At 44.3% G+C, this 26943-nt stretch carries 25 protein-coding genes and 2 pseudogenes; 15 read left to right on the forward strand and 12 right to left on the reverse strand.

Annotated elements, in window-relative coordinates; all coding sequences use genetic code 11:
* The first annotated feature begins 307 nt into the window (after window positions 1-307).
* The 4 genes from ACTRWF_RS15125 (at window position 308) to ACTRWF_RS15140 (ending at window position 4352) form a co-directional block, all read left to right on the forward strand.
* The gene (locus ACTRWF_RS15125; RefSeq protein ID WP_015067407.1) at window positions 308-994 is read left to right on the forward strand and encodes a histidine phosphatase family protein; all 687 of its coding nucleotides are present in this window, start codon (window positions 308-310) and stop codon (window positions 992-994) included.
* Window positions 995-1005: 11 nt separating this feature from the next.
* Window positions 1006-2235, forward strand: coding sequence for an acyl-CoA dehydrogenase family protein (locus ACTRWF_RS15130; protein WP_015067406.1), 1230 nt, complete (start codon window positions 1006-1008; stop codon window positions 2233-2235).
* Window positions 2236-2244: 9 nt separating this feature from the next.
* A complete protein-coding gene (locus ACTRWF_RS15135) occupies window positions 2245-3303 on the forward strand; it encodes a phosphotransferase (protein ID WP_462835797.1) in 1059 nt (352 codons plus the stop codon).
* Window positions 3304-3377: 74 nt separating this feature from the next.
* Window positions 3378-4352, forward strand: coding sequence for an NADPH:quinone oxidoreductase family protein (locus ACTRWF_RS15140; protein WP_012519118.1), 975 nt, complete (start codon window positions 3378-3380; stop codon window positions 4350-4352).
* A gap of 603 nt (window positions 4353-4955) precedes the next feature.
* Here ACTRWF_RS15140 and ACTRWF_RS15145 read toward each other — a convergent pair.
* Both ACTRWF_RS15145 and ACTRWF_RS15150 read right to left on the reverse strand, forming a co-directional pair.
* Window positions 4956-5366, reverse strand: a complete 411-nt coding sequence (locus ACTRWF_RS15145; protein WP_462835798.1) for a YchJ family metal-binding protein — start codon at window positions 5364-5366, stop codon at window positions 4956-4958.
* Window positions 5367-5615: 249 nt separating this feature from the next.
* Window positions 5616-6026, reverse strand: coding sequence for a hypothetical protein (locus ACTRWF_RS15150; RefSeq protein ID WP_012519114.1), 411 nt, complete (start codon window positions 6024-6026; stop codon window positions 5616-5618).
* Window positions 6027-6297: 271 nt separating this feature from the next.
* Here ACTRWF_RS15150 and ACTRWF_RS15155 point away from each other — a divergent pair, with 271 nt between their 5' ends.
* A complete protein-coding gene (locus ACTRWF_RS15155) occupies window positions 6298-6729 on the forward strand; it encodes a YqaA family protein (RefSeq protein ID WP_231125022.1) in 432 nt (143 codons plus the stop codon).
* Window positions 6730-6753: 24 nt separating this feature from the next.
* Here the strand turns inward: ACTRWF_RS15155 and ACTRWF_RS15160 are convergent, their stop codons facing one another.
* The 7 genes and pseudogenes from ACTRWF_RS15160 to ACTRWF_RS15190 form a co-directional block, all read right to left on the reverse strand.
* Entirely contained in the window at window positions 6754-7431 is a 678-nt protein-coding gene (locus ACTRWF_RS15160) for a ferric reductase-like transmembrane domain-containing protein (protein ID WP_462835799.1), read from the reverse strand.
* A gap of 108 nt (window positions 7432-7539) precedes the next feature.
* Entirely contained in the window at window positions 7540-8547 is a 1008-nt protein-coding gene (gene msrP, locus ACTRWF_RS15165; protein WP_462835800.1) for a protein-methionine-sulfoxide reductase catalytic subunit MsrP, read from the reverse strand.
* A gap of 200 nt (window positions 8548-8747) precedes the next feature.
* The gene (locus ACTRWF_RS15170) at window positions 8748-10091 is read right to left on the reverse strand and encodes an anti-phage deoxyguanosine triphosphatase (RefSeq protein WP_012519110.1); all 1344 of its coding nucleotides are present in this window, start codon (window positions 10089-10091) and stop codon (window positions 8748-8750) included.
* A gap of 79 nt (window positions 10092-10170) precedes the next feature.
* Window positions 10171-10539 (reverse strand): annotated as a pseudogene (gene yfbR, locus ACTRWF_RS15175) (5'-deoxynucleotidase); the annotation flags it as partial.
* 218 nt (window positions 10540-10757) lie between these two features.
* Window positions 10758-10925, reverse strand: coding sequence for a hypothetical protein (locus ACTRWF_RS15180; RefSeq protein ID WP_168097309.1), 168 nt, complete (start codon window positions 10923-10925; stop codon window positions 10758-10760).
* A gap of 67 nt (window positions 10926-10992) precedes the next feature.
* The gene (locus ACTRWF_RS15185) at window positions 10993-11676 is read right to left on the reverse strand and encodes a hypothetical protein (protein WP_052326908.1); all 684 of its coding nucleotides are present in this window, start codon (window positions 11674-11676) and stop codon (window positions 10993-10995) included.
* 949 nt (window positions 11677-12625) lie between these two features.
* Window positions 12626-13546 carry an AraC family transcriptional regulator gene (locus ACTRWF_RS15190; protein ID WP_015067397.1) on the reverse strand — a complete coding sequence of 307 codons (921 nt, stop codon included), beginning with the start codon at window positions 13544-13546 and terminating at the stop codon, window positions 12626-12628.
* 211 nt (window positions 13547-13757) lie between these two features.
* Between ACTRWF_RS15190 and ACTRWF_RS15195 the strand changes: the two genes are divergently transcribed.
* From ACTRWF_RS15195 to ACTRWF_RS15230, 8 genes are all read left to right on the forward strand, one after another.
* Window positions 13758-14813 carry an alpha/beta hydrolase gene (locus ACTRWF_RS15195; RefSeq protein ID WP_015067396.1) on the forward strand — a complete coding sequence of 352 codons (1056 nt, stop codon included), beginning with the start codon at window positions 13758-13760 and terminating at the stop codon, window positions 14811-14813.
* Between the two features lie 12 nt (window positions 14814-14825).
* Window positions 14826-15917, forward strand: coding sequence for an alpha/beta hydrolase (locus tag ACTRWF_RS15200; RefSeq protein WP_015067395.1), 1092 nt, complete (start codon window positions 14826-14828; stop codon window positions 15915-15917).
* Between the two features lie 34 nt (window positions 15918-15951).
* A complete protein-coding gene (locus tag ACTRWF_RS15205) occupies window positions 15952-17100 on the forward strand; it encodes a (R)-mandelonitrile lyase (protein ID WP_462835801.1) in 1149 nt (382 codons plus the stop codon).
* 32 nt (window positions 17101-17132) lie between these two features.
* Window positions 17133-18260, forward strand: a complete 1128-nt coding sequence (locus ACTRWF_RS15210) for an aldo/keto reductase (protein ID WP_462835802.1) — start codon at window positions 17133-17135, stop codon at window positions 18258-18260.
* Window positions 18261-18285: 25 nt separating this feature from the next.
* Window positions 18286-18801: a nuclear transport factor 2 family protein gene (locus ACTRWF_RS15215; protein ID WP_151281335.1), complete on the forward strand. Its 516-nt coding sequence runs from the start codon at window positions 18286-18288 to the stop codon at window positions 18799-18801.
* 169 nt (window positions 18802-18970) lie between these two features.
* Window positions 18971-19513 carry a 2Fe-2S iron-sulfur cluster-binding protein gene (locus ACTRWF_RS15220; RefSeq protein WP_462835803.1) on the forward strand — a complete coding sequence of 181 codons (543 nt, stop codon included), beginning with the start codon at window positions 18971-18973 and terminating at the stop codon, window positions 19511-19513.
* Window positions 19514-19516: 3 nt separating this feature from the next.
* Complete coding sequence (locus ACTRWF_RS15225; RefSeq protein ID WP_462835804.1) at window positions 19517-21880, forward strand: molybdopterin cofactor-binding domain-containing protein; 2364 nt, start codon at window positions 19517-19519, stop codon at window positions 21878-21880.
* A 294-nt stretch (window positions 21881-22174) separates the two neighbouring features.
* Window positions 22175-22570: a hypothetical protein gene (locus ACTRWF_RS15230; protein ID WP_462835805.1), complete on the forward strand. Its 396-nt coding sequence runs from the start codon at window positions 22175-22177 to the stop codon at window positions 22568-22570.
* Window positions 22571-22918: 348 nt separating this feature from the next.
* Here the strand turns inward: ACTRWF_RS15230 and yfbR (ACTRWF_RS15235) are convergent, their stop codons facing one another.
* From yfbR (ACTRWF_RS15235) to ACTRWF_RS15245, 3 genes and pseudogenes are all read right to left on the reverse strand, one after another.
* On the reverse strand, window positions 22919-23521 hold the full coding sequence (gene yfbR, locus ACTRWF_RS15235) for a 5'-deoxynucleotidase (protein WP_015067388.1): 603 nt from the start codon (window positions 23519-23521) through the stop codon (window positions 22919-22921).
* A gap of 87 nt (window positions 23522-23608) precedes the next feature.
* Window positions 23609-23842, reverse strand: a pseudogene (gene yfbR / locus ACTRWF_RS15240) (5'-deoxynucleotidase); the annotation flags it as partial.
* Window position 23843: 1 nt separating this feature from the next.
* The gene (locus ACTRWF_RS15245; protein WP_020743755.1) at window positions 23844-25064 is read right to left on the reverse strand and encodes a pyridoxal phosphate-dependent aminotransferase; all 1221 of its coding nucleotides are present in this window, start codon (window positions 25062-25064) and stop codon (window positions 23844-23846) included.
* 272 nt (window positions 25065-25336) lie between these two features.
* On the opposite strand from ACTRWF_RS15245, the gene ACTRWF_RS15250 reads away from it, so the two are divergent.
* Both ACTRWF_RS15250 and ACTRWF_RS15255 read left to right on the forward strand, forming a co-directional pair.
* Window positions 25337-26131, forward strand: a complete 795-nt coding sequence (locus ACTRWF_RS15250; protein ID WP_020746089.1) for a DUF2189 domain-containing protein — start codon at window positions 25337-25339, stop codon at window positions 26129-26131.
* Between the two features lie 399 nt (window positions 26132-26530).
* A complete protein-coding gene (locus ACTRWF_RS15255; RefSeq protein WP_020746088.1) occupies window positions 26531-26860 on the forward strand; it encodes a DUF3718 domain-containing protein in 330 nt (109 codons plus the stop codon).
* Window positions 26861-26943 lie beyond the last annotated feature (83 nt).

Raw genomic sequence — 26943 nt, forward strand, 5'->3', positions numbered from 1 at the left:
GCGCTTCCAGCAAAACTTATCACGACGAGGTCGCGTCCAATTGCGCGCAGTCCCTTACACTTTTCCTTTGTCTACATCCATACGACATCACTAATGCTGCATTAATATACAATCTTAAGCACTAAAATTGCACGTACTTGATCTCACCATGTCAAATTTTGTTTTGAACGTATCAAAAATACTCAACTCGCTTCAGCGAATAGTTTCACCTGATGCATACTCATTCAAAATATCAATTAAACTTATATTGCTGTTTTCCTTAGTATGGTGAAAGCAAGTTAACATATTAATAACATCAGGCAGTGGTATGACAGACATCTACTTAGTGCGCCATGGTCAAGCATCATTTGGTAAAGCTAACTATGACAAACTTAGCGACTTAGGTGGGCAGCAAGCCATTTGGCTTGGGGATTATTTCAAACACCGCGATATTCATTTCGATGAAGTCTTCACTGGCGATATGGTGCGCCATCACGAAACCAAAGACGGCATAGCCGCTGGCCTAGCGTCAAACCGATACACATTACCCGAAGCATCGGTAAACAGTGCGCTAAATGAATTTAACTTTCAAGCCGTAGCCAAAGCGTACTTAACCCGTTACCCAGAAGCGAAAGTGCCGGAAGGGGCGTCGCCATCCGAATATTACCGGCTGCTCAAAAAAGCCATGATTGCGTGGTCGCAAGACGAACTTGCCCACGATCTGCTCGATGAAACTTGGGGACAGTTTGAAGATAGAGTGCATTCAATGCTCACTCACCTTAAAAGTACCGACGCTAAACGGGTATTAGTGGTTAGTTCTGGGGGCGCTATTGCCATGATGCTTAAACATATACTTGGCTACGATTCAGCCACGGTTGTGAATATGAACTTGCAGATACGAAACGCCAGTTTTTCGCAATGCTTCGCTAATGCGCGAGGTGTTCATTTAAATAACTTCAACAGCGTACCTCACCTGGATGTGACTGACAGGTTGCACGCCATTACCTACAGCTAAATGGGGCAATTATGAACTTTGAATATAATGAAAAGACCCAAGCACTTTTAGAAAAGCTAAAAGCGTTTATGAAAGACGAAGTGTATCCAATTGAAAAGGAATATATTCACGCCGTAGAAAATAGCTCAGCGACCAACGGCGAAGGTCGTTGGAAAACGCCTGAAATGATGCAAACGCTGAAACAGCGTGCCAAAGACGCCGGTCTTTGGAATTTGTTTTTACCAGAAGAGTACAAACCCTATGGTGCAGGGCTTACTAACGCAGAATACGCGCCCCTTTGTGAAGAGATGGGGCGCGTGCTATTCAGCGCTGAAATATTTAACTGTAGCGCACCTGACACCGGCAATATGGAAGTATTAGCCAAATACGGCAACGACAGTCATAAAAAGCAATGGCTAGAGCCTTTGTTAAACGGCGAAATTCGCTCAGCGTTCGCAATGACTGAGCCGGCTGTAGCATCGAGTGATGCCACCAACATTGAAACTTCGATAAAGCGCGATGGCGATGAATACGTGATCAATGGTCGTAAGTGGTACACCAGCGGAGCGATGAACGAAAACTGCAAAATTATGGTGGTAATGGGTAAGACAGACTTCGATGCGCCTCGTCACCAACAGCAGTCACAAATTCTGGTACCTATGGATACCAAAGGCGTAACCATTGTTCGCCCAATGGCCGCAATGGGCTATTACGACGAGCCTGTAGGTCATGCTGAAGTATTGTTCGAAGACGTACGCGTACCGGCTGAAAATTTATTACTCGGTGAAGGGCGAGGCTTTGAAATAGCACAAGGCCGTTTGGGCCCGGGTCGAATTCATCACTGTATGCGCTTAATTGGATGCGCCCAGCGTGCATTAGACATGGCCTGTGAGCGTGTTGAACAACGCGTGGCGTTTGGTAAGCCGTTAGCTAAACAGCAGTCGATAAGAGAAAACATTGCGCAAATGCATTGTGATATTGAGCAAGCGCGGTTACTTACGCTAAAAGCGGCAGACAAGATGGACCGCTATGGGAACAAAGTGTCGCGAGACATCATTGCTGCCATCAAAATAGTGGCACCTACTATGGCGTGTAAAGTCATTGATCAAGCGATTCAAATGCACGGTGCGGCGGGAACCAGTCAAGATTTCGTGTTATCTGCTATGTATGCCTATGCACGCACAATTAAGTTGGCTGACGGCCCTGACGAGGTTCATATGATGCAGCTTGGGCGTAACCTGATTGCTGAAAAAAATGCCTAAGGAGTAAGTGTGTCTCAAGACAATACTAAAAACGCCCATGCAATAGATTTGGCGGAGCTAAATTCATACCTTGCTAAGGCATGCCCCAGTGTTGGCCACGTAGAAAGTGCTGATAAGTTTGCAGGCGGACAGTCAAACCCAACGTTTAAGTTAACGACGGATAACGGCGTATATGTATTACGCCGTCAACCTCCGGGCAAACTGTTAAAATCAGCCCATGCGGTAGACCGGGAATTCCGGGTTATTAACGCTCTGCAAGGCTCTGATGTGCCGGTGCCTAAAGTGTACCATTTGTGTGAAGATACCAGCATTATCGGAAGTATGTTTTACATAATGGCCTTTGTTGAAGGTGAAATTTACTGGAATAGTGCGCTACCTGTAATTGCGTCTTGTGCTACTCGCGGTGCTATGTACGATGAAATGAACCGCGTGCTGGCCGCGCTTCACAGTGTAGATATCGAAAATGCCGGTTTACATGATTACGGAAAACCGGGCAGCTACTTTGAACGTCAGCTAAGTCGCTGGACAAAGCAGTACCGAGCGTCTGAATTAGAGCATATCGAAGAAATTGAAAGTTTAATTCAGTACCTCGAGTCGAATTTACCTGAAGACGATGGGCAGGTGTCTTTAGTTCACGGTGATTTTCGTTTAGACAATATGATGTTTGATATGTCTAACAACGAACAGCCAAAGGTTGTTGCCGTTTTGGATTGGGAGTTATCTACCCTAGGGCATCCGTATGCCGATCTAGCATACCAATGTATGCAGCTGCGCCTTCCGTCTGATATTGCGCATGCTGCTGGTCTAGGAGGGCTAGATAGGAAGCAGTTAGGCATTCCCAGTGAACAGGAATACATAAATACCTACTGCCAGCGCAGAGGTATTGACGCTATCGATAATTGGACGTTTTACCTTGCTTTTAGCTTTTTCCGATTAGCCGCTATTTTACAAGGTGTAGTAAAGCGCGCACACGAAGGTAATGCATCAAGTGAAAAAGCCATGCAGCTAGGTGCAATGGTGCGCCCGCTTGCGCAAATTGCCAATAAAACCATACACCATAGCGAATAAACGAAATATAACCCATTTAACGGCCTGTATTCGCTTAACTCAACTTACGGGTCGAACAAAAAACTGGAGACAGTATGAAAGCAATTGTATGTGAAGCCTTTGGTCCACTTGATGACCTTCAATTTAAAGATGTTGCAGACCCAGTAGTAAAAAAGGGCCATGTCGTTGTTAATGTAGAAGCGGCAGGGGTTAACTTTCCTGATGGGCTTTTAGTGCAGGGGTTGTATCAGATGCAGCCCGACTTCCCATTTATTCCGGGTAACGAAGTGGCGGGTACAATCACCGAAGTGGGCGAGGGTGTGAGTCATCTAAAAGAAGGTCAGCGCGTTATTGCGCTTTCTAACTTAGGTGGCTATGCAGAAAAAGCACTTATTCCAGCCACCCATGTTATGCCATTACCTGACCCTATTCATGTGAATGAAGGGGCAGCCCTTGTAACTGCCCATGCAACAGCGCATCACGCTTTGAAACAGCGCGCGAAGCTGCAACCTGGTGAAACACTGGTTGTAACCGGTGCTGCTGGTGGTACTGGTTTGGCGGCTGTGCAGATAGGCAAGATAATGGGCGCTAAAGTTATTGCCGTTTGCTCAACGGAAGAAAAGCTTGCCCTTGCTAAAGAGTACGGGGCAGATGTTTTAATTAACTACAAAGAAAAAGACCTAAAAGAAACGCTGAAAGAAGTAACTGGCGGGAAAGGCGCTGATGTCGTTTATGAATGTGTTGGTGGCGATACCTTTCACGCATGTAGCCGAAGCATGGCATGGGAAGGACGGTTACTTGTCGTTGGTTTTGCCGGTGGTGAGATACCTAAATTTCCGGTTAACCTTGCTTTGGTTAAAGGTTACTCAGTTATGGGCGTATTCTGGGGTTCGTTTACTCAGCACGACCCGAAAGGGTTCGCTGAAAATATGCAAGAGCTTCTTACCTGGTATGTGCAAGGCAAAGTTAAAGTGGTGGTAGATGAAGCGCTGCCATTAGAGCAAGCGACCAAAGCCATGGCTAAAGTTATGAATCGAGAGGTAAAAGGCAAGATGGTGTTAGTGCCTTAATGACGACGGTTGAGTGAGCAGTAGTAAAGACCGTGCGCTAGCACTGATTATGTTCTAAAAAAACGTCTTATTAGCAATGGTTTAATCTATAGAAAAGCCTAAACACGACAGTGTGTTTAGGCTTTTTTGAACGTATCAAGGTTAAATTATTCGGGGATCAATTCAACATTTACTCCAGCATACAACCCTAAACTCGAACTGGTAGCTATCAATATTCGCGTTCTCTCATTTTGCTCGATTTTTATTAAGTTCATCGAGTGTATTACTCGAGTCGCTACCTCCGCATCCAAAAAGCAAAGTAGTGGCAATAAGTGTTGTCGCAAATCGTACGAAGCTTTTCATAACTGTCCTTGTTTTAGCATGTTTTAAATACTGCAGAGGGTATTCAGCAATTCAAAGGTGCTAGCAACCCTTTCGCAGTACTGTGTTGGCGAACAAACTTTTTAGATCAACGGGTTAAAAAAGCAGCTCACTTTTTATAATAGCACCATTGACTAAAAAGTGAACCGTTAACGAGAGGGGGAAAGTTGGTTGCTTTGTTCTGCCAAGGGAACTTAGTGGGCTGATATACGTTAAAACATGAAGCGTGTCGTTTGTACGTAGTTAATGGCTTTTATTAGCGCAGCATTGCTTGAACTTTTTGCTGCTTCCACATACACAGGGAAGGTTCCTGCCATATTTAACTTTTCCGCAGTCATCGTGCAGTGTGCCATCATGATACCGCCACGCGCCGTTTTCAACTCTAAAGTTGGAGGTTTCATGCAGCTGATACATTTTTTTATCTTCAAAATAAAAGGCTGTAAATTCAACGGTATCTGAAGGTAAAGTAGCGCTTGTATTTGGCTCTGCGCTTTCTTCAGATTGCGCATAATGTACCTGAAGAGCAAACCACTTAGCGCCTTGAGCGCTTTGCGCTAAATCATCTACAGACAGACCTTGCTGTTTTTCTTGAGTATAGGTGTCGAGAATATAGGCGTATTGCGCAGTGGCGTAGGCAGAAAATCGCGAACGCATAAGTTGCTCGGCAGTAACAGGGGTTTTATCGCCTTTTATAAAAGGCTCGCAACATGCTTGGAAGGGTTTTGAAGAGCAACAAAAACAGCGCATAGGGCAACTCATAAATAACGGTGTACAAAACGCCACAGTATAATTGCATGTGCCATTAGGCCCAAACTTTTTGAATATATGCTGTTGTTGTTACGCGCAAGCATGGCACGATACCTGCCAAAAAAGAGCTAGCACCGCTGGTTAGGGAAAAACCACTTACCACGGACCTAACGCAACATTCTGTACATCGTTTACGCTATCTACGCGCACGTTAACTAAGCTAACGGAATAAAGTTCACAAAGTTTTCTAATCATCTCGCTGTCAGTAGGCTGTAGGTCTAGATCAATATTTTCGACATACAGTGTTTTACACTGTCCACCCGTAATAAGCTTGCTGATCCACTCCGGCATTTTTTCTTTTTCTGGCTTCTGAATACGTATGGCATGGTCAACCGTTTTCGAAAAAGAAACTGTATTTGAAAGCAAGTAATTCCAGCCTTTATCGTTAGCGCCTTTTCCCGTGTTGTTCTTTTCACTAGGGAAACCTTCTATAGGTAGAGGAAGCTGAACAACATTTGAAACCGAAGCGCGCAATGCATTTAATCGTGAAACTGAAGATGTGCTCATAATAAAACCCTTAATGAATGTAACGTTAAAGCCCAATTTCTTAATGCTGGTTACTTGTACAGTGTGTATGTGTATACAGTATTGGTAATTTGCTGTTTTGGCAAGTGGTTAGTTGTACTTTTTTCGCACAATTTGCGGGAGGAAATGTAACTCTATAAAAAGTAATAAGTTTTTTATTCCGCTTATTTCTTTCAAAGACTTTTCTGAACTCGATAGGGTAGAATGCGCATGATTTTCACAACACTAACTACTGTATAAACTTGGGAAAACATTGAGTGCACTAATACATTTAGGCTATTTAGGCATGTTTTTATCGGCATTTTTAGCTGCCACTATTTTGCCTTTTAGTTCAGAGATTGTTTTAAGCGCACTGTATGGTAGTGGCTTAAATGGGGCAATATTGCTCGTTGTTGCTTCTATAGGAAATGTACTGGGGTCGCTGGTTAACTATTTACTGGGGTATGCGTTTGGAAAGGATATCGCCACTCAAAAACTTAATATTAGCGAGGCTACATTTAATCGAGCGAGCAGTGTGTTTACGCGATGGGGCAAGTGGAGCTTATTTTTATGCTGGGTGCCGATCATTGGCGACCCTATAACACTAGTCGCGGGTGTGTTGAGAAGCCCCCTGTGGTTTTTTATGCTTGCAGTCACGCTAAGCAAAACAGGACGGTATGCTGCGCTGCTTTATGTTTTGTCTTAAGAAGGGGGGAGCATCACTTTTGCACTAGGCGATATTCTCTTTACCTCTTCCTTTTTTCGCCGTGCTTTTTCTCCCTTTCTGTTTTCTCTGGTAAGTTGAATACCATCGCTTAACTCTAGGGCTCATTAAGAGCAAACCTACCAGCCAATACCATACAGGTTCTTGCCAAAAGGTTTTTTGTGACCAGCTAAAATGAAGCAGTGCAAGGGGCAAAACCAAATAAATACTATTATGTAGCGTTTGCCATTTTCTTCCCATTTTTCGCTGAAGGCGTTTAAATGACGTAGCCGTAAGTGCAACAAGCAGTATGAGCGCAATCATGCCAACAATAATGTAGGGTCTACTCACTATTTCACTGGCAACCAATGCCATATCTAGCTGAAGTTCGAAGAAAATGTAGGTAAACAAGTGGGCAAAGGCATATACGAAGGCGTAAACACCAATCATGCGCCTGAATTGTATTGGCTCTGGACTGGGGAGCCATTTGGCAAGTGGGCTTAGGGTTAGTGTTAATAGTAAAAAATGAATGGCCCATGTGCCGGTTTCGTTGATTAACGTATTCACGGGGTCGGGGCCGAGCTGGTCGGTGATACCTGCCAAAAACAACCACGCGACATAACCTAAAGCAAAACCGTGGATGATGGCCTTTAAACCGCGGCGTTGCCATGGGGTAAATCTAAATGGTTTTTTTCTTAAGGGCATTAATAACACAACCTGATAATATAAAAACGAGCGGGGCGTACATGTAACCTGCGCTGGTTATGTACACCTATGCAAAGCAATGCAATTTCTCTACTAGCAACAGCGAAACTAGTAATTACGCGTAAGGTCCATACTTTTATAAAGTGGCGCAACTTCGCTATAACCATTGAACATCTGCGTGTCGATACGGTTTCTCGCAAGAAGCCCCCCTGTTGTAATCCTACGCTCGCTGGCCTGACTCCATCTAGGGTGTGCCACGTTAGGGTTCACATTGGCATAAAAGCCATATTCGTTGGCTGCCAGTCGATTCCAGGTTGTAGGGGGCTTTTTATCGGTAAGGCGAATTCGAACAATAGACTTAATGCTCTTAAATCCGTATTTCCAAGGGACAACCAATCTTATTGGCGCGCCGTTTTGCGGTGGCAGCGTTTTACCATAAAGACCAACAGACATAAGTGTTAGCGGGTGCATGGCTTCATCAAGACGTAAGCCTTCCACATATGGGTATTCAATACCGCCACCGGTAAAGCGACTTCTTTGCCCCGGCATTTGCTCTGGGTCGTATAAGGTCTCAAACGCCACGTATTTAGCTGACATCAACGGGTCGGCTTGCTTTAATAGCGCGCCGAGTTCAAACCCAATCCACGGCACTACCATTGACCACGCTTCAACACAGCGCAGGCGGTAAATTCGCTCTTCAAGAGGAAAGCGTTTTGTTAGTGCGTCATGGTCAAGTTCAAGTGGATTTTTTACCATGCCGTCAATTTTTAACGTCCACGGGTTGGTTTGAAATTCAGTCGCATTTTTAGCTGGTGCATCTTTTGACGTACCAAATTCATAAAAATTATTGTAGCTGGTGACTTTATCTTCAGGCGTACGGGTTTCCGCTATTTGAAACCTGGGAGGCTGACTAAACTCAAGCGCCTTACCTTTAAAGGCAGCTTTCTTTTCTTCGTCTTCCCAAAACCAACCTGCTGCACCAGCTGACTTCGCAAGTAACGTAGACGCGCCTACAAAGCCCATAGATTTGAGCAATGAACGACGATTCATATAAACGCCTTCATTAGTTACATCGTTATCGGTCAATTTTACTGAGGGTTTAAATGGTTTTGGCATTACATCACCTTACTTACAAAAACGGCTGATTTACCCACTCGAGTATCTATATTCACTATCTTGGGGAGTATCTAACAGTGTTAACTACGTGAACAATGGGTTTAAGTTTCAATAGCATTGTTATTTATTGACACCGAGATAATAAAAAAGACCGAAGCAGCGGCCTTTTCATTTCAAAAATTTATAAAAAGTAAGCTAGCTTACATGTGCAAACTATCTTGAATGCCGCCTTGTTTAGGGGAAAATATGTTGCTGTATAAGCGAGAGGCAAATTCGTCGGTCATGCCAGATATATAATCTGCCAGTACGCGCATGCCGTTATCGTCTTCACAGGCTTTGCGCCATCGCTCTTGGGTGTTCTCAGGGAGCAGGCGGTCTGGGTCTGACGCAAATGCTTCGAACAGCTCCATAACCACCAACTGTCCTTTGTACTCAAGAAGCTGAACGTCGGGGCGGCGTATTACTTTGTTAAACACAAACCGTTTGAAAAGCTCTAGCGCTTCGGCAAACAGCTGTGGCATAACCGCGTTAAACGCAAGTAGTGGATGAGAAAAGCCGTCTACCCCCTTAATCTCAATAGCGGTAATAAAGCTATTTACCAGCGCACCTATGGCATTCTTCCTTTCGTGATGTGCTGCGCTAAATAGCTTGTTTGTTAGGGCTTCTATATTGTCTGACAACCATGGTACGTCAAGGGCTTTTAGTGGGGTGGTTACGTCCTCGACAAAATGATGTTTGCTTACCATGTCCATAACAATGGCATCCTCTAAATCGTGAATGCCATAGGCAATATCGTCCGACAACTCCATTATTGAACAGTCAAACGACTTAAACCGGGTTTTGCTGTGACCATTCGGTTTTGCCGTAAACTGCATAAACGCGTCTTTATCTTCATTGCTAAAGGGGGCAAGCAACCAGTCGAATAAAGGTTCGTCGCAGCGAAAAAGCCCCTTTGGCGGGTGCCAGTCATGGGCTTTAACCTGACGAAGTGAAAGAGGGCGTTCAGGTGTAGGACCTTTACTATGTAAGGCATCAATGAAGTTTGGATATTTGACTAAGCCTAACACGCTTCTTCGGCACAAGTTCATACCGTGCTCGGCAGTGTAGGGCTCAAGCTGAGTAATGATCCTAAACGTTTGCCCGTTACCTTCAAACCCGCCGTATTGGTGCATCATGTAATTGAGTGCGATTTCACCGCCATGACCAAAGGGCGGATGTCCAATATCGTGAGCTAAGCACAAGGTTTCAATTAACGTAGGGTCGAGTGCCAACCTACTGGTAATGTCAGGAAATTTCACCCATAGTTGAGCGGTGATGCCTGTACCAATTTGGGCGGCTTCTAGCGAGTGGGTGAGCCGTGTACGATAAAAGTCGCTTAGCCCCACGCCAAGTACTTGGGTTTTCGCCTGTAACCTGCGAAAGGCAGCGCTGTGAAGCACGCGTGCTTTATCTCGCTGATACGGATTGCGATGATCGCCGTCTCTTGTTTCACTACGTGGTAAACGACGCTCGTGTAATGCTAATTCCCATTTGCTTGTTGCCAAAAAAACCTCGCTGCCATGCTGGATGTTTGCTGTTTCTGTTACATCAATAAAGTAACTTGTGGACTGTTACTCACCTTAATCACATATCGTCTTGTGTGATTTCATCAAGGCTTAATGAAAAGCTTGGTACGTAGCGTGTTAAAAAGTAGTCTACCTCTTCAGAATGATACTCTTTAAGGGTTTTATCTAAACGCTTTTTAGCCAGCTTAAATTCTTGGTTGCCAGCAGCAAGTTCTTCTAGCGTTTTCAGATAAGCGCAAAGCACATCTGCTGCTTTTACGATGAAGGCTTCTTCTTCACTGTGGTAGTGGTGATCAATCAGTGCCGCATAGTCTTCACGAAATGCTTCAGGTGCCATTTCAATAAGCTTGTTCTCGGCAATCTTCTCAATCTTTTTGTATTCTTCTTTTATCGCAGGGTTAAAATATTTTACTGGGGTAGGGAGATCTGTACTAAATCTCATTTTACTCAAAGTGTACAAATTTGAAGTTTTATAAAATCGCTTTGTCACCCGTCCCATGTGGTGTAGGGTTGAGTTAGTCAGATTAATGTACGCTTCTACCACAGATTGCACTCAAAATATTGAATATGTACGCTTATATACTTCATTCATCCTACTACAGTGTACGTTAGAACTGAACACTTCCTTATTTTGCTATAAAAGCATTAATCTAACGTTCCCCAGAACTCATCATCAACTACGCTGTAGTCAAACTTGCCATCCAGTGTTTCGAGAATAAGTGAAGCGACTTTCACACAATGTTTGTATGTTGTTTCAAAATCCTCGTGGCCGATTTGTTCTTTAAGCATTTCGGCAACTGTTATATCAAACACATGATTTGATATCTGTTCTCGAGTTAAGTGACGAATTAAAAAGCGAGTAATGAACCATCCCCGCCCATCATGGAAAGTGAATTTGAAATTTTCTAAATGCTTTTCCTTTTGTGCCCATAACCTGACTGATTTTTTTCGGAGTTACAGGTTTACCTTTTTTGGTTAAAAAGAATATTGAATTGATTGGCGGGCGTTCATGCTCTGGAAGAGTTTTACGGTACTCTAAAAACTTAACTTTTCGTTCATGGTAAAGTGGCAAATAATTTTCGCATATCGCTTTCCAAGCAGCGAGGTTCACTTGAACGGTGCGCTTTTTGCCTTTTTCTCTGATTGAAAAATCGAATGTTTTAGATGAGTTGGGTATGGTTGCTAAAATATCAGGATAAGTGCGTATGTGGGCGTTGTGCCCTGCACCAATGTAAGGGAATTGACAAACTCCTTCTTCTCGCATACCAGTGGCCAGGCTAAGCATTAAGCAAGCGCTATAGACTGGGTCAGAGTAAGCGCCTAATAGACTGGTAATATCTTCATTTGACATACAGTACAACTTACGGGTTCTTTGATATTTGTTTTTTTCCGTACTGATGTTTTCTAGCCCCGAATCTTGTGATACTTGTTGTGTTTTTCGTTTCTGCTTACTGTATTTTTTGAAATCTAAACGCCAGCTTTTACTGTTACTTTTGTTGTTTAACGATTTCTTTTGAAATCTTACTGGTAAGTCGTAATCTGCTGCCCATGTGTAAAATTCCATTACAAGCGAAGCTTGATTGTAAATAGTTTCATCTGACGGCGATGTCTTCTTGAGTTTGTCTCGGTTTCGAACCCGATAACGTTGCCATCGCTTTATATATTCCGTTGAGGCGCTAAGCCAAAAGTCCGAAGAATGTCTAATTTCTTTAGGAAGTGTTTTATATAGATAGGTGAGAAAGTTCTTTAGATTATTGGCATAGCCATTGAGATTCTTAGTGTTGTCGATTCACATGCTGAGCTTTTGAATTCCGTCACTAGCTTTCACTTTAGCGACTCTCTAACGATATACCCGGCATCTCGGTTTGGGAAGTCACACATTTTAAGTGACGAAAACCATCCGGGGAAGATTTCACATAAAAATGAGATAGATGCAAAGCAGGTTATTGAGAGAAGTACATTTGACTGGCTACTAAAAATGTTAACTTATCATTCGGCAACATTTGGATATGATATTACCGTAAATAAAAAACAAGAAAAATAATCATTACCCATATGCGTGGAATGTTAACTTATCATCGCCAGTAGAAACGGAGAATAGAGTAAAAGACTATCTGTGAATTTGTTTTAGTTTTTATTGCAAAGTCACGATGCTTGCAGAACGCCCCTGATTTTACTTAAGGGAATCTACGTGAGTTGGTTTCAAATTAGCTGGGTAATAATGTGAATTAAGATTGAACTTTTCCTGACAATTCCGCAGTAAGCGAATAGCGCCATACCGTCTTTCTGTGATGGCCAACAAAAGACAATAGCAGCCAGTCATTAGCTGTGAATTTCAGCTTCCGATTTCTGTGTGTAGCTGCCCCAGCGTTGGATTGCGAATTTGTATGTTAGTGACAGCGCAATCTCCCAAGTGACTAAAGCCAAAAATTATCCAATAGCAGACAGTTACACTGATGTGATTATTTTTGTTCACTATATTACCAGTTTATATTGAGATCGCTTCATTAGCCTTAATTTCCCGCTTGTGCCAATTTATAACGTAACTCATTGACATCTTTTGCCGGGGAGCATCCGTACATTCGTCCGTATTCACGACTAAACTGAGAGGGGCTTTCGTAACCAACCTGAAACGCAGCAGTAGCCGCATCAAGATGTTCAGTTAACATCAAACGTCTGGCTTCCTGAAGTCGTATTTGCTTTATATATTGCAGCGGACTCATCGCAGTCATATTTCGAAAATGGTGATGAAAAGTAGATACTCCCATGTTCGCGACCTGAGCCAAATCCTCCACCCTGATTTGGTGTGAAAACTGAGACTTGAGCCATGCGATTGCCTTTGCCACCTGATGCGATTGTGTCCCCATTGCGGCGAGTTGTCGTAGCTTTTCTCCCTGTTCCCCGACCAGCAGTCGATAGAATATTTCTCGTCTTATCATGGGCGCGAGCATCGGAATATTTGCACTCTCATCAGCCAAATCAAGCAGGCGTTGAAACCCGCTGATTAACGCTGGCGTTAGTTTACCCGTTGCCATTCCACAATCTGAGCGCTGCCCCTTGGGAGGCGGTAGTTGGCTGTCCGCCATTAATTGTGTGATTTCTTGATAATCGAAAGTCAGTTTAAGACCAAGATAAGGATGTTCAGCGCTTGCCTCCGTCACTTGTGAGACTACCGGTAAATGAACACCTGAAAACAAATAGTGTTCTGTGTCATAAAAGAAGGTTTCCTCACCCAATTGAACGCGTTTTGCTCCCTGTGCAATCAGACAAACACTGGGTTCATATGCACCCGCCATAGGAATGTTCGCGTCAACTTTCCTGAATACCGTCAATCCAGGAACAACTGTTGGGCAGTAATCATCGTGTACGGTCAGCTTCGAAATGCTTGATGCTAAGTGCTTCATATTGATTACATGGGTAGTATTAGTCTTCATCTCTTTTGCCACATTACAGATGTTTCAGATACAGCCAGTATAGCCACAGTGTAGGCGCCAATAAATAGATCTAATTTGTACTCAGAGAAATAGGCAACTATTGAACAGAATTTGAATACTGAGTTTTCCTTGCCGTTACTATCCTAAATAACATGAGATTCACGCTTGATGTGTGAGCGCTATTTGGCACCTTTTTAGTAACGGGAAAAATATGAAATCACTGGTTAAAACGGCTGCATTCGTACTGTCGGCAAATCTATTGTCTGCTGAAGTATTGTCGGCGGACTATCGACAGAATCCATTTACGTTGACGTACGAAGGGGCCATAACTGAAAACATTGAAGGCAAAGTTAATATTCACACAGTGAGTTATAAATTAAATAATATCGACATTGCCGCGAATGTGTACACACCACCTGGTTTTGACCCGTCGAAACAATATCCGGCTATTGTCATCGCTCACCCCAACGGCGGTGTGAAAGAACAGGTTGCAGGGCTTTATGCTCAGCGACTATCGGAACAAGGCTACATTACTATCACTGCCGATGCCGCCTACCAAGGAGCTAGCGGCGGTGAGCCTAGAAATATTGATAAACCAGCTAACCGCATTGAAGACATCCACGGCATGGCGGACTTTATTTCTACCTACTCTGGGGTTTCAACATCCCAGATAGGACTCCTTGGCATTTGTGGTGGTGGTGGCTATTCCCTTAAAGCAGCGCAATCCGACAAACGTTTCAAATCCATCGCGACACTGAGCATGTTTAATTCTGGACGTGTTCGCAGAAACGGTTACATGGACTCTGCGCTAGACACCATTCAACAACGATTAACGTCTGCCTCTGAAGCGCGAGAGTTAGAAGCCGCAACGGGAGAGGTCCGTTATGTCGGCGATGCAAAGCTAACCGACGAGCAAATTGCAGCCTTGCCCTTCGATCTTTACCGGCAAGGATTCGAATACTATGGCAAAACCCATGCCCATCCCAATTCGACTTTTCGTTATACAGAAAGCAGTTTGTTGTCGCTGATGAATTTTGATGCAGCAACAAATATGGATCTTATTGACCAGCCTTTATTGATGATTGCCGGTAGTAAAGCGGACTCATTGTACATGACCCAAAACGCGTTTGAATTAGCCACCAAGTCTAAGGATAAGCAGTTGTTTCTTATTGAGGGTGCTACACACATAGAGACCTATTGGAAGCCTGAGTACGTTTCACAAGCTATGACACAACTCAGCCACTTCTTTACTGACACATTGCAATAAGGCGTTAACGATATGATTTCTAACATAAGAAGCTATCGCATTTTTACTCTGATGGTATCTACAGTTCTGGTACTGAGTGCGTGTAGCATTACCTCTAAGACTGATACCTCAGCAGCCCCCTTAATGATCGCTGAGCAAGGCAGTTTCGCTGTAGGTGGAACTGTCATTCAAAAAGAGGGGGAATTTGATCCGATAAAATTGACGTCTGCCGGACAAACGTTACATGGCGATCACGCCTATGCCTTTTATCAAATTCCAGTCAATGAACGAAAATACCCATTGGTAATGTGGCATGGTTTCGGACAGTTCTCGAAAACGTGGGAATCTACGCCAGATGGACGTGAAGGTTACCAGAATATATTCCTTCGCAAAGGGTACGGCGTTTATTTGATTGATCAACCCCGGCGCGGTAACGCCGCAAAAGGCACACAATCTGGTAGCTACGAGCCTATTCCGAATGAGCAAATGTGGTTCAATACGTTTCGCGTTGGTACATGGCCTGACTACTTCCCCAATGTGCAGTTTCCAACAGATGAAGCTTCGTTAGCACAATATTTTCGACAAATGGTGCCTGATGTCGGCCCTATCAACATCAATGTAAATGCTGATGCGGTTGAAGCCTTATTTACCAAAATTGGCGATGGCATCCTGGTTACTCATTCACACAGTGGAGGAATGGGGTGGCAGGCAGCCATGCAGAGTCAGCACATTAAGGCCATTGTTTCTTATGAACCCGGTAGTAACTTTGTTTTCCCTAAAGGCGAAGCGCCTGCCCCCAAGCAGAGTAGCAGTGGCCCATTAACTGCGGTAGAGGTCCCTCAGGATGATTTTAACAAGCTGACTCAAATCCCAATTGTGATTTATTACGGTGACAATATTCCTGAAAAACCCAGTCAACTACCTGGCGAAGACGGTTGGCGAATCAGGCTTGAGATGGCTTATGAGTGGGCTGATACCATAAACCGACATGGTGGCGATGCTACTGTTATTCACCTTCCCAAAATAGGTATTTATGGCAACACACACTTTCCATTTTCAGACCTGAATAACGCCGAAATAGCAACGCTTATGTCGGATTGGTTGCATGAGAAAGGTTTAGATTAAAAGTACACAAATCATTCTATTACGGGAGGAAATCATGTCGCAAAGTATTAGATTATCGTTAAAACAGGTCATCGTAACGCCGCTTCTTGGATTGTGTGCGTTGTTCGTCAGTGCCGTTGAAGCCACAGAAGAAAGTCAGTCTCTGGACAAACGTCAAGCCGCTATGATTCCGATTGCGGCGCTCACGGCATCAGGTGATGTAAAAACACTGAACGATGCGCTTAAGGTTGGGTTGGAAAATGGGTTAACCGTCAATGAAATTAAAGAAATTTTCATCCACTCTTATGCGTATGCAGGGTTTCCCCGTGCGCTAAATGGCATTATGACCTTTATGGATGTGGCCGCAGAACGAAAAGCGCAGGGAATAACCGATGAGGTAGGCAGAGAAGCGACACCGCTTCCTGAGGATTACAACGCGAATAGTTATGGGCATCAGGTTCGCAATGCGCTGGTAGGGCAAGATATGTCCAATCGCACAACTGGCTACGCGGGGTTTGTACCAACTATAGAGACATTTCTGGTAGAGCATTTATTTGCAGATATATTTTATCGGGACGTACTGACCGTTAAAGACAGAGAGCTACTCACTATTAGTATGCTTTCTGCGATGCCGGGGGCTGAAGCCCAATTGACATCACATATGAAGTTGTCACTACGGGCCGGATACAGCCCCGCACAGTTGCTCGAATTCACACGCATTCTAAAGGACTCAGTGAGTCAGGACAGCGCAATAAGAGCAAGTAACGTTCTTCGTAGTGTTGCAAATATTTATGCGAACATCGAAACCATGCCGCACGTCATTGTGAATAATGATTCAACGGTTACACAAGGTTCACCCGCTAACTTTAGCGGTGTGGCGAAGGTCAGTTCTCGGTTTACGTCGCCGATAGATGGTCATTATCGTGGCGCATTGGTGGAGTTTGAAGCGGGCTCTCGTACTGCCTGGCATACCCATCCGAAAGGCCAAACACTCGTCATTATCTCAGGAAAAGGTCTGGTTCAGAATGAAGGTGGAGATATTCAAGAGATGTTACCGGGTAATGTTATCACTATCCCACCCAATACCCGGCATTGGCATGGTGCTGCGCCAGATTCATCCATGTCACACATCGCGATTTCAACGCCAGACAATGGCGATACCGTAACTTGGATGGAGTTGGTCTCGCAGGAACAGTCCCATTAATAATTTTAACCTGATTCGGCCGGAATAGTTTTATGCAAAACAGAAGAGAATTTTTATTATCAGGGGCAAGCCTGGCGGCTGCATCACTGTTGAGTACCAATATACAGGCGTCAACCTCTGAACAAAAGAAGCGCACAACTTCAACAAGTCCAAACACACGAAAGCTTGGCAAATTGCAAGTTTCGTCTATTGGATTGGGCGTCCAGAACATGAGTAGGAAATACGACACATCGGTTCCCAATCGCCAGGAAATGCATCAAGTGATCCGAAGCGCCTACGAGGAGGGGGTCACATTTTTTGATGCGGCTGAGGCGTATGGTCCCTTCGAAGTCGAACGTATTCTTGGGGAAAGCGTTAAACCGTTTCGGGACAACATCGTCATTGCCACCAAGTTTGGCTGGAATATTGACCAACAGACTGGGGCGAGATTACCGGGATTGAACAGTCGTCCTGACCACATCAAGGCGGTTGTCGAAGGCATGTTATCGAGATTACAAACGGACCGCATTGATTTGCTTTACCAGCATAGAGTGGACCCCGCTGTGCCCATTGAAGAGGTGGCCGGTGCAGTAGCAGATCTGATGAAAGAAGGAAAAGTTCTGCACTGGGGGCTATCGGAAATGGGAATCAATACTCTCAAACGCGCACACGCGACCTTACCTGTCAGTGCCGTACAAAGTGAATATTCGATGTTATGGCGTGGTCCTGAAAAATCTGTTTTGCCATTGTGCGAGAAATTGGGCATAGGCTTTGTTCCCTGGAGTCCGCTGGGAGTTCAGTTTTTAACAGGATGGATTGATGAAAATACTCGCTTTGCACAAGGCGATTTCAGAGCCACGGAGTCCCGTTTCAATCCTGAAAACCTTGCCCATAATATGTCGCTCGTAAAGCTATTAATGCAATGGTCTGAACGGAAAAATGCAACACCGGCACAAATCGCCCTTGCCTGGCTACTGCATCAGAAACCTTGGATTGTGCCAATACCAGGAACAACCAGCTTGGTTCATATGCAGCAAAACACCGCTTCAAGAGACCTTTCTTACTCTACGGCAGAGTTGCGCGAGCTAAACGATTCGCTGGCTTCAATCACGATACAAGGCCAGCGATTACCCGACTTCGTACAGGTGTTTTCAAACGTTGAAGCACCTGAAAAACTCTGATCAAACCCCATACCCCGGAGACACTATGAAATCAATAATCCCAGCGCCATTTTGGCTAATGTTACTGCTATCGGTCTATCCATTCGGCTCTGTGATGGCACAGCAGAGCCCTCATGTGAATTTACAAGCCGAAATGCCTGCCGAAGGCGGCATGCAGAAAACAGAGGAAATACTTTCGGCCTTGTCAAAACAAAAATGGCAATGGATGGCTGACAAAAATGTCGATGCCCTGGCTCCTTTGTTTCATAAAGAATCAAAATTTGTCCACATGAGCGGTTCCTGGAAAAAAGATCGTGAGTTAGAAATTATTAAAAGCGGCAGTATTTGGTACAAAAATACCGTTGTGCATGACTGTGATGTGGAAATTGTTGGTCAAACCGGTGTCGTCTGGAGCCGCATTACCCTGGATGCCCATGTGCGTGGTCAGGACGTTTCAACCGAATTTACCACCACGGAAGTCTATGTAAACACCGCCGGAAATTGGCAGTTACTTGCTCTGACTTTCAGTAGTGTGCGTGATACCCACAAAATTGAACACTAAGGGCTGTAGGTAAAGTGGCCTGCGATACTCAATGTCCAACAACGAATATGAAGCCGTTTCGGATAAGTAGCAGCGCTTGTTCTGATAAATAATGAGCGATGGCTGACAACAGATGCCTTACTTAGCATCCTAACTAGCAAGTAATGCCCATACTCAAAGGAGCAAAGCGATGATAACTCTGTTAATAAACGGCCACTCCCGCCAGGTGAAGGCCGCGCCAGATACCCCGCTTTTATATGTATTGCGCGGTGAACTCAATGTACTGACACCCAAGTTTGGTTGTGGTCTGGCGCAATGTGGCGCGTGTTCAGTGTTGGTCGATGGCGAAGAGGTACGCGCCTGTATTTATCCCATTATGGCGCTTGAAGGCAAACAGATCATCACGGTTGACGGCTTGCCAGCACGCTGGCAACAACAACGTGCGTTGCCGGACGACCCTGAGCGTTTACATCCAGTGCAACAGGCCTGGATTGATGAGCAGGTTCCCCAATGTGGTATTTGTCAGTACGGCATGATGATCAAAGCCACCGAATTATTAGAAAATAATCCTAGCCCCAGTGATGAAGACATCAATCACGCGATGACAGTATCAGGTCCCTCTGCGCATTTGTGTCGCTGTGGATCATATGCAGCCATCAAGGATGGTATTCATCGCGCAGCAGCCCTTATCAAAGGCGCTGAGTTGATTAACACAAAGACTTTAGAGGGCTGAGAGATGAACGTTGAACAACACGATAACGACGAAACTCAATCAGTTCGTGAGTACCTGATTTACGGCGCTAAATTAAGTCGCCGGGCTTTCCTGGGAGGAAGCGGTGCTTTGATTACTTCCCTGGCACTGGACCCGAAACTCGCATTTGCAGCGGCTAACAGCAGTCAACCCACTTCACTGGATGTGGCCAAACCAGCCAGTTGGATTGAAATTCATGCCGATAACACTGTATTAATCCGTACCGGCAAATGCGATTTTGGTCAGAGTTCTATTTTTACCGCATACCGACAGATCGTGGCCGAAGAACTTAGTATACCGGTAGCAAATATTACCAATGTGGTGTGGGGAGATACTGATGTGACACCTGACGGCGGCGGCACCTTTGGTTTATTGCGTACCAACGTGCAGAATTTGCGTAAAGTGGCTGCTTATATACGCGAAGCGGTTTTAACCCTGGCAGCGGAAAAATTCGCCGTAGCTAAAGATAGCCTGAAAATAAAAGAAGGGGTTATCCAGGCTGGTAATCACACAATTAACTATGGTGAATTGCTGGCCAATCAAAATTGGTCCTTGAGTATTCCGGTCAGGGGGGAGCTAACCAGCTTTATGGGAATTGTCGTTACTGGGGAGCCACCCATGAAGCCCGTTAGCGAATATACAATCATTGGTCAGCCACTGAAAAATCCCATCGTCAGGCCCAAAGTGGCAGGTGACAATATCTGGGTTGGCGACGTGAAATTACCGGGTATGCTACATGCACGGGTGATCCACCCCGAAACCCTCGGTTCAACCTTGCTAAAAGCCGGTCGATTGGATAAGACCTTATTCGCCAACAGTCAGATTGTAACTATTAATAATCTGTTGGCGGTGGTGTCGTCTGATGAATGGGAAGCAGTGCAGGCGGCAAGGTCAGTTGAAGCTAAAACCCAATGGTCTGACTGGCAGGGCATCCCCACTACTTCTACCGGATTACAACAATTTTTGCACGATAAGCCCAGTTGGGACGACGTACCCGACATGCAAAGCCGCGCGGCCAAAGGCGATATTAATATGCCGGTTGCCAAAACCCATTCGGCTGAATATTTTATGCCGTATTATAAACACGCGCCGATAGGCCCGATGGTATCGGTGGCCGAAGTCAAAGACGGCAAAGTGGTGGTGCATACCCACAGTCAGAATCCGCAGTTTTTGCGCATGGCGATTGCCAAGATACTTAAACAGCCGGAAGCCGATGTGATCATCAAAACCTATATTGGACCCGGCCACTTTGGTCGCTCAAATGGTGGCAATGCAGGTTCAGAAGATGAGGCTGCATTATTGGCCGTCAAACTTGGTGTACCAGTCAGGGTACAGTGGATGCGTCACGACGATATGCAATGGTCAACCAACTCGTCGGCTATGTTGTCGCAAATTAACATTGGCTTGGATGAACAGGGGCGCATTGCGAATTATCAGGCAGTGCACAGCGGCCCGCCGATGCAGGATGACCGTCCAATCGGTGCGATTCTGGCAGGCAAAGAGACTATCTTGCCACCGACGCCCGATAACCCTTCATTTTTGCATGGTCTGGGGATTTTTATCGCCGATACCTGGGTGTATGGCTCGGTAGAGAATATTGCCGAAACTGGCCGTGGCATGTATCAGCTCGGTCAGCAAGAGTCACCGATTAATGTGGGCATACGCGATCATTCTATGCGAACGCCCATTCAGTTTCAGCAAAACTTTCCTCGCGAAACCGCCATGAGTGAAGCCGCTGCGCTAGCCGGAATGGATGCCATTGATTTTCGTCTGGCGCACATTACTGAACCACGCTTCAAAGCCATTCTTGAGCGGTTAAAAATCGAAGCAGACTGGGACTCACGACCTTCGCCTTCTCCACAAGCAAGCGCCAATGGCAGCCAGGCGGTACATGGGCGCGGTGTATCGATTATGTTGCGTGACAATGGGTACTGGGCCTGTGCCGCACACATAGCGGTAATACCGGATACGGGCGAAGTAAAAGTGGAGCGAATCACCTTGGTTTCAGATACCGGTATCGTAGTAAATCCGTTGCAATTAAAACGTCAAGCGGAAGCAGGCTGTATTATGGGCGTGTCTCAGGCACTGCATGAAGAAGTCAGTTTTGATAATAGCAAACTTACCTGTACGGATTGGTATTCCTACCCAATTCTGAAAATGGCAGAAGTACCCAAGATTAAGGTAGTCATTGCGCCGGATAAAACCGCGACAATGTATGGACAAGGCTCCGAAAGTGCTAACGCCTTGGCTTCTTCGGCTATTGCCGGTGCTTTTTATGACGCTACCGGCAAAGCCATCAGACGACTTCCCTTGAAGCCCGACTACGTCAAAAAAGCGCTTTCGGCATAATTGGACAGGCCCCAGTCTTGCGATGGGGCTTTACTCATCTTCAATAAATATCAGACTCACTGGCTGTCGGAGCAAACTGGCGGCCAAGAACTCTATTAACATAACAATAGGTAAACTGGCGATGCATAACCTGCAACTTAATTGCATTTAACTCGGTTACACCCGCTGTGAATCAGATTGAAGTGAATCCGTTTAATCAACAACTGCATGGCGTTCCGTGGATGCAGTCCAGAGGTATCAGTACAAGTTGATCATATCAGACATGGTTCACATAAGATAATAAAGTATTATCTATTGGCACTGCCCTGGTGGAGGGCTGATGCTAGAGATTGGCATACGCTTACCGATAGTAATGCACGATTTTTTAATGAAATGGCTGGAAAACTTTTTAAGAGCAAATCAACATTGTACTCGTTAGCAATGCTACTAACAGGTATCGGAAGTCGCTATTTAACTTACGGTGTAGGTTGGCTTTCTAAAGTCATAAAAATGAATGCAGAGCTTTCGAATCAAGACTTAGATGATAATACAATCTATTATTTAAATACTTATATGCGAACCTACCTGTATCGGGAGAGAATCAATGTCCGTCGTTCACCAGAATTGATGTCAAATGTATTGGTCATTCTTGATTTTTTGATTGAAAAAGGTGAGGTGTCAGGTTATTTAGTGAGGGAGAGTATCGTTTGATTCTAATCATTTGACTACTCGTAGTGTAATCCATAAAAATATTTCCCTAAAGCACAAGATAGCTAAAAATGCTTATCTCACTTTGTATAGAATTGAGTTGCGTTGATTGTCTGCTTTCATGTTTTAATAGACTGCTCAATATTGTTTTAGTGTCCGCTAATCGCTAATTGATGCTATTAAAACTCAATAAACCAATAACTACTTTACGTAAACAGCGGCCATTTTAATTATTCAGTCTCACCGACTGCTATTAGGCCAAACTGATGGGCCGATTTAGTGGCGCTCTGTAATGAAGTGTCAGATAAAGTTGTGTCTGATCCACAGTACACATCAGTCATAGCAGCAATATCAAGTATCTTGTTCTGTTAGCTCATCTACACTTGCTAAACAATTACGCTCAAAAGTATCCAGGAAATAGCGAACTTCCGGCATATCTTGTTCGAAGTCAGCTAACATTTTTGCAAGTCTATCTTTAACCGAGTTGAATTCGGCATTACCAAAACGAATTTCATCATTTGCTTTCAAATACGCTGAAATAATATCTGCTGCCTTAACTAATCGCTTGTAGTCTGGATCGACGTCGTCTTGGACGAGTAATTTAGCAAAAGGCTGTTGTAGCTCTTTGGGTAAAGACGCAAGACATTCTTGTTCTGAGATCTTTTCTAACTTTTTAAACTCTCTGGTTATTTCTGGATTGTGATATTTGGTTACATGGTTAATGTCTTGCAATTTGGATTCAGATATCTCGTGATAGAGTGCAATGGTTGCTGCTTTCTCTGGTGAAAGCGAACCTCCGAAAACTTCTTTCTTTATTACTGCAAGTAGATGCGCAATAACTGCTACCTGGTGAGAGTGTTCTGCAATGTTTTCACGCTTTACCGTATGCATCAATGCCCATCTTTTTATCAATGGCATACGTAAAATCCAAGCTAAGAAGGTACTCTGTTTCATAAACACTCTACTAATAATTAATGATGTACATTTTTCGTGGAATAGGAATTAACCGTTAAACGAACAGAACTCAAAAAATAAGAATTAATCGCCCGTTAGCACCTCAGACACATCGTGAAAAATCGCCATGGTGGCAATACGATCAGGGTTTAACGTACCGCCGAAAAACTTGTTTTTTATAAGTGCAAGAGCATGCGCCACCATCGCCACTTGTAGACTGTGTTCTTGCACGTTTTCTGTACGCACGTTATGCATTAGCGGCCAGCGGTTAATAAGCTTTAAGCGTGCTAAATGGGCAAAAAAGTGGCTTTTATCACTCACGCTATGCCCCTTGCTTATAGGTTCTAAAGAAGTTGCCTATACGGTGCAATGCCGGTACGAGTACGTCACTGTGAGGTAAAAATACCAATCTGAAATAGGTACCTTCGGTTAGGTTAAACGCGCGACCGTGAACCAAAAGAATTTTTTCGGAGCTTAATAAGTCCAGTACCATTTGCTCATCATTGTGAATGTTAAACTTCTTCTCATCCACCTTGGCGAAACAGTACATTGCACCTTTAGGTTTAACGCATGAAATACCGTCGATGCCATTGAGCATATCGGTGGTAACGTCGCGCTGTATACGCAGACGTCCATTTTCATTAACTAAATCGTTGATGCTTTGATAGCCGCCAAGTGCAGTTTGTATTGCACTTTGGCACGGCACGTTGGCACACATTCGCATGGAAGAGAGAATATTCAGCCCGTCAATATAGTCAGACGCCAGTCGCTTGTTTCCACTTACTACTAGCCAGCCAGAGCGAAACCCTGCTACGCGGTAGTTCTTACTTAAACCGCCGAACGTGACAAAAAATACGTCGTCAGCCAATGATGCTATGCTTGTGTGCTGGGCTTCGTCGTACAAAATTTTATCGTAAATTTCGTCACTGAATACTACCAAACCATGTTCTCGGGCAACCTCAACCACCTCTTGTAATAGTGCTTTGTCGTATACCGCACCAGTTGGGTTGTTTGGATTAATTAAAACAATCGCGCGGGTTTTACTGGTAATTTTGCTTTTGATGTCGTCGATATCGGGGAACCAGCCTGCCTGCTCGTCACAGCGATAATGCACTGGAGAACCTGAAGACAAGCTTACTGCTGCCGTCCACAGCGGATAGTCTGGGCTCGGGATCAGTACTTCGTCACCATGATTTAGCAAAGCCTGCATTGCCATCATAATAAGCTCAGAAACACCATTTCCTATGTACACATCATCTACGCGAATATCTTTGATGTTGCGCTGCTGGTAGTACTGCATCACGGCTACGCGGGCGGCATAAATTCCTGTTGAGTCTGAATATCCTTGAGACGTGGGCAGGTTATGAATAACGTCTTTTACGATATCGTCAGGGGCTTCAAAACCAAATGGGGCAGGGTTACCGATATTTAATTTTAAAATGCGGTGGCCTTCATCTTCCATTTTTCTTGCTTGCGCAGCAATAGGGCCTCTGATGTCGTAACAAACGTTATCTAATTTATGTGAGCGAGATACAGTTTTCATGGTCTATCTGGTTGATTTACATACCCTGAGATTATCGCAATACAAGGCTATATGCGATGGCATTTTTGCAGTATTTCGTCTGAAATCGACACTTTTTTCACCGAGTGGCTAATTATTAGACATATAACGAGATGAATAATCCACTTATCACTTAAGTATAAAAATTATGTTAATGACTTGTGAACTTTTCATTCTATGCCTATCGTAGTAGTAAGGTGTGTATAAAAAACACGCTAATAAGGAACAGGCTAACAATCAGAGGTGATTAGAATATGTCGCACCATTTCAAAGAAACACAGGAAAACGCCATTACGCAAAGCGGTATAGCACGCGTTATTCCGTGTAAGGAACTAGACGTTGGCGACCCGATTAAATGGTTGTCATTGGCGCTTCGAGATGCCATGCGCGCACCAGGGTTAACTTTATTTTATGGGGTGCTCTTTACTGTAATTCCGTGGTTTATTATGTACTTGGTTGAAATGACTGGCTGGCACCTGGTTATACTTCCTGCCATTGTGTGTTTTATGCTTATTGGCCCATTTTTAGCAGCAGGGTTGTACGACGTCAGTTGGGAGATGGAAAAAGGCCATAAACCCACCCTTAGACATTCACTTAGAGCAATGCGTCGCAACGCCTTCAACGAATGGGGATTTGCCATTTTGATTATGGTAATGATGATCTTTTGGCTACGGGTGGCGTCACTAATTCATGCGCTTTACCCACCTTACATAGAAAATGATTTAGAAAGCCTGCTACCGTTTTTAGCGTTAGGAACTATTGTGGGCGCAGGCTTTACATTAGCAATGCTGTTCATAACGGCTTTTACTCAACCAATTCTGATGGAGCGCAAAGTTGACCTTGCCACTGCGGTACTAACCAGCGTCAATGCGGTATGGCTAAACAAAATACCTATGCTTATTTGGGGCGCGATTATCTTTAGTGCGGTTGCGATAGGTTACGTGACTGGGTTCATAGGTTTTATTGTACTTATGCCTATCATTGGCTATGGGTCTTGGCATGCATATATAGATGCAATTGAAACGAAAAGAGCGCGTAAATACGAGTAAAATATGTAATTTAATTACAGGAGGAGTGGCTTTTATCGTGTGGTATTTGCGCTAACCTGCAATATATTTTGTTAAAATTACAGTTTTGAGGCCCCGGTAGGGGCCGTTTTATACTTTAGTGTTATATTTGTTTTTTCCATTAAATCCCGCCTTTAGATATATTAGTAATATGAAATGTAAGAAAATCTTTTAAAATCAGCGGCATGAGTTGTTAATCTTTATGTAACAACTGGATTTACCTTACCTTTACTCGCCTTACACAAACATTCAACAGAATAAATTTCATTCTTGATGCATAAATAAAGGGCGTTGAGCAGTTCTTCTGGCTGCTTCAACCACTATGTAAGAGTTTGCCACAAACTTGTTTAACACCTTTATCCACACATTGAGGATTTAAAAATGAAATTAGCCAAAACAGTGAAAGTACTTGCTGCTACAGCAACCGTTGCGTTCAGTATTAACGCAAGCGCCGCCGCACCACAAAAAGATGTTCGTTTTATTGGTGAAACCCAGTTCGCTGGTTTTTGCAAAGCTATCATCAATGACGACGTTCGTGTACTTCGTTCGAGCCTTTCGCGTAATGTAGGTCGTATTGGTGCGAGCCAGCGTGAAGTTCTGCGTATGGTAACGTCTGAAGAAGGCTTAACGTGTAACGGTAGTAGCCTTATTGAGTTTTCTGTAGAGCGTCATGCTGATGCCGTTCACGATTACCTAATGTCGCGTAGCTAAGGCATTGACGGCGGTAAAGTTAAAGCCAGAAAAAGCGGGGTAGGTTTCACAAAACGGCGTTTATTTGTAACGACGACAGTGAA

This window comes from Alteromonas sp. G5_S2_22_S1 (assembly GCF_054968525.1).

What these genes read in the sequence shown, in the direction of transcription:
- ACTRWF_RS15140 (WP_012519118.1), top strand. Translation starts at nt 3,378, where the DNA reads ATGAAAGCAATTGTATGTGAAGCCTTTGGTCCACTTGATGACCTTCAA.
- ACTRWF_RS15210 (WP_462835802.1), top strand. Translation starts at nt 17,133, where the DNA reads ATGCAAAACAGAAGAGAATTTTTATTATCAGGGGCAAGCCTGGCGGCT.
- ACTRWF_RS15185 (WP_052326908.1), bottom strand. Translation starts at nt 11,676, where the DNA reads ATGGAATTTTACACATGGGCAGCAGATTACGACTTACCAGTAAGATTT.
- ACTRWF_RS15125 (WP_015067407.1), top strand. Translation starts at nt 308, where the DNA reads ATGACAGACATCTACTTAGTGCGCCATGGTCAAGCATCATTTGGTAAA.
- msrP (WP_462835800.1), bottom strand. Translation starts at nt 8,547, where the DNA reads ATGCCAAAACCATTTAAACCCTCAGTAAAATTGACCGATAACGATGTA.
- ACTRWF_RS15220 (WP_462835803.1), top strand. Translation starts at nt 18,971, where the DNA reads ATGATAACTCTGTTAATAAACGGCCACTCCCGCCAGGTGAAGGCCGCG.
- ACTRWF_RS15255 (WP_020746088.1), top strand. Translation starts at nt 26,531, where the DNA reads ATGAAATTAGCCAAAACAGTGAAAGTACTTGCTGCTACAGCAACCGTT.
- ACTRWF_RS15200 (WP_015067395.1), top strand. Translation starts at nt 14,826, where the DNA reads ATGATTTCTAACATAAGAAGCTATCGCATTTTTACTCTGATGGTATCT.
- ACTRWF_RS15250 (WP_020746089.1), top strand. Translation starts at nt 25,337, where the DNA reads ATGTCGCACCATTTCAAAGAAACACAGGAAAACGCCATTACGCAAAGC.
- ACTRWF_RS15130 (WP_015067406.1), top strand. Translation starts at nt 1,006, where the DNA reads ATGAACTTTGAATATAATGAAAAGACCCAAGCACTTTTAGAAAAGCTA.
- ACTRWF_RS15150 (WP_012519114.1), bottom strand. Translation starts at nt 6,026, where the DNA reads ATGAGCACATCTTCAGTTTCACGATTAAATGCATTGCGCGCTTCGGTT.
- ACTRWF_RS15245 (WP_020743755.1), bottom strand. Translation starts at nt 25,064, where the DNA reads ATGAAAACTGTATCTCGCTCACATAAATTAGATAACGTTTGTTACGAC.
- ACTRWF_RS15195 (WP_015067396.1), top strand. Translation starts at nt 13,758, where the DNA reads ATGAAATCACTGGTTAAAACGGCTGCATTCGTACTGTCGGCAAATCTA.
- yfbR (WP_015067388.1), bottom strand. Translation starts at nt 23,521, where the DNA reads ATGAAACAGAGTACCTTCTTAGCTTGGATTTTACGTATGCCATTGATA.
- ACTRWF_RS15145 (WP_462835798.1), bottom strand. Translation starts at nt 5,366, where the DNA reads ATGCGTTCGCGATTTTCTGCCTACGCCACTGCGCAATACGCCTATATT.
- ACTRWF_RS15225 (WP_462835804.1), top strand. Translation starts at nt 19,517, where the DNA reads ATGAACGTTGAACAACACGATAACGACGAAACTCAATCAGTTCGTGAG.
- ACTRWF_RS15160 (WP_462835799.1), bottom strand. Translation starts at nt 7,431, where the DNA reads ATGCCCTTAAGAAAAAAACCATTTAGATTTACCCCATGGCAACGCCGC.
- ACTRWF_RS15215 (WP_151281335.1), top strand. Translation starts at nt 18,286, where the DNA reads ATGAAATCAATAATCCCAGCGCCATTTTGGCTAATGTTACTGCTATCG.
- ACTRWF_RS15205 (WP_462835801.1), top strand. Translation starts at nt 15,952, where the DNA reads ATGTCGCAAAGTATTAGATTATCGTTAAAACAGGTCATCGTAACGCCG.
- ACTRWF_RS15190 (WP_015067397.1), bottom strand. Translation starts at nt 13,546, where the DNA reads ATGAAGACTAATACTACCCATGTAATCAATATGAAGCACTTAGCATCA.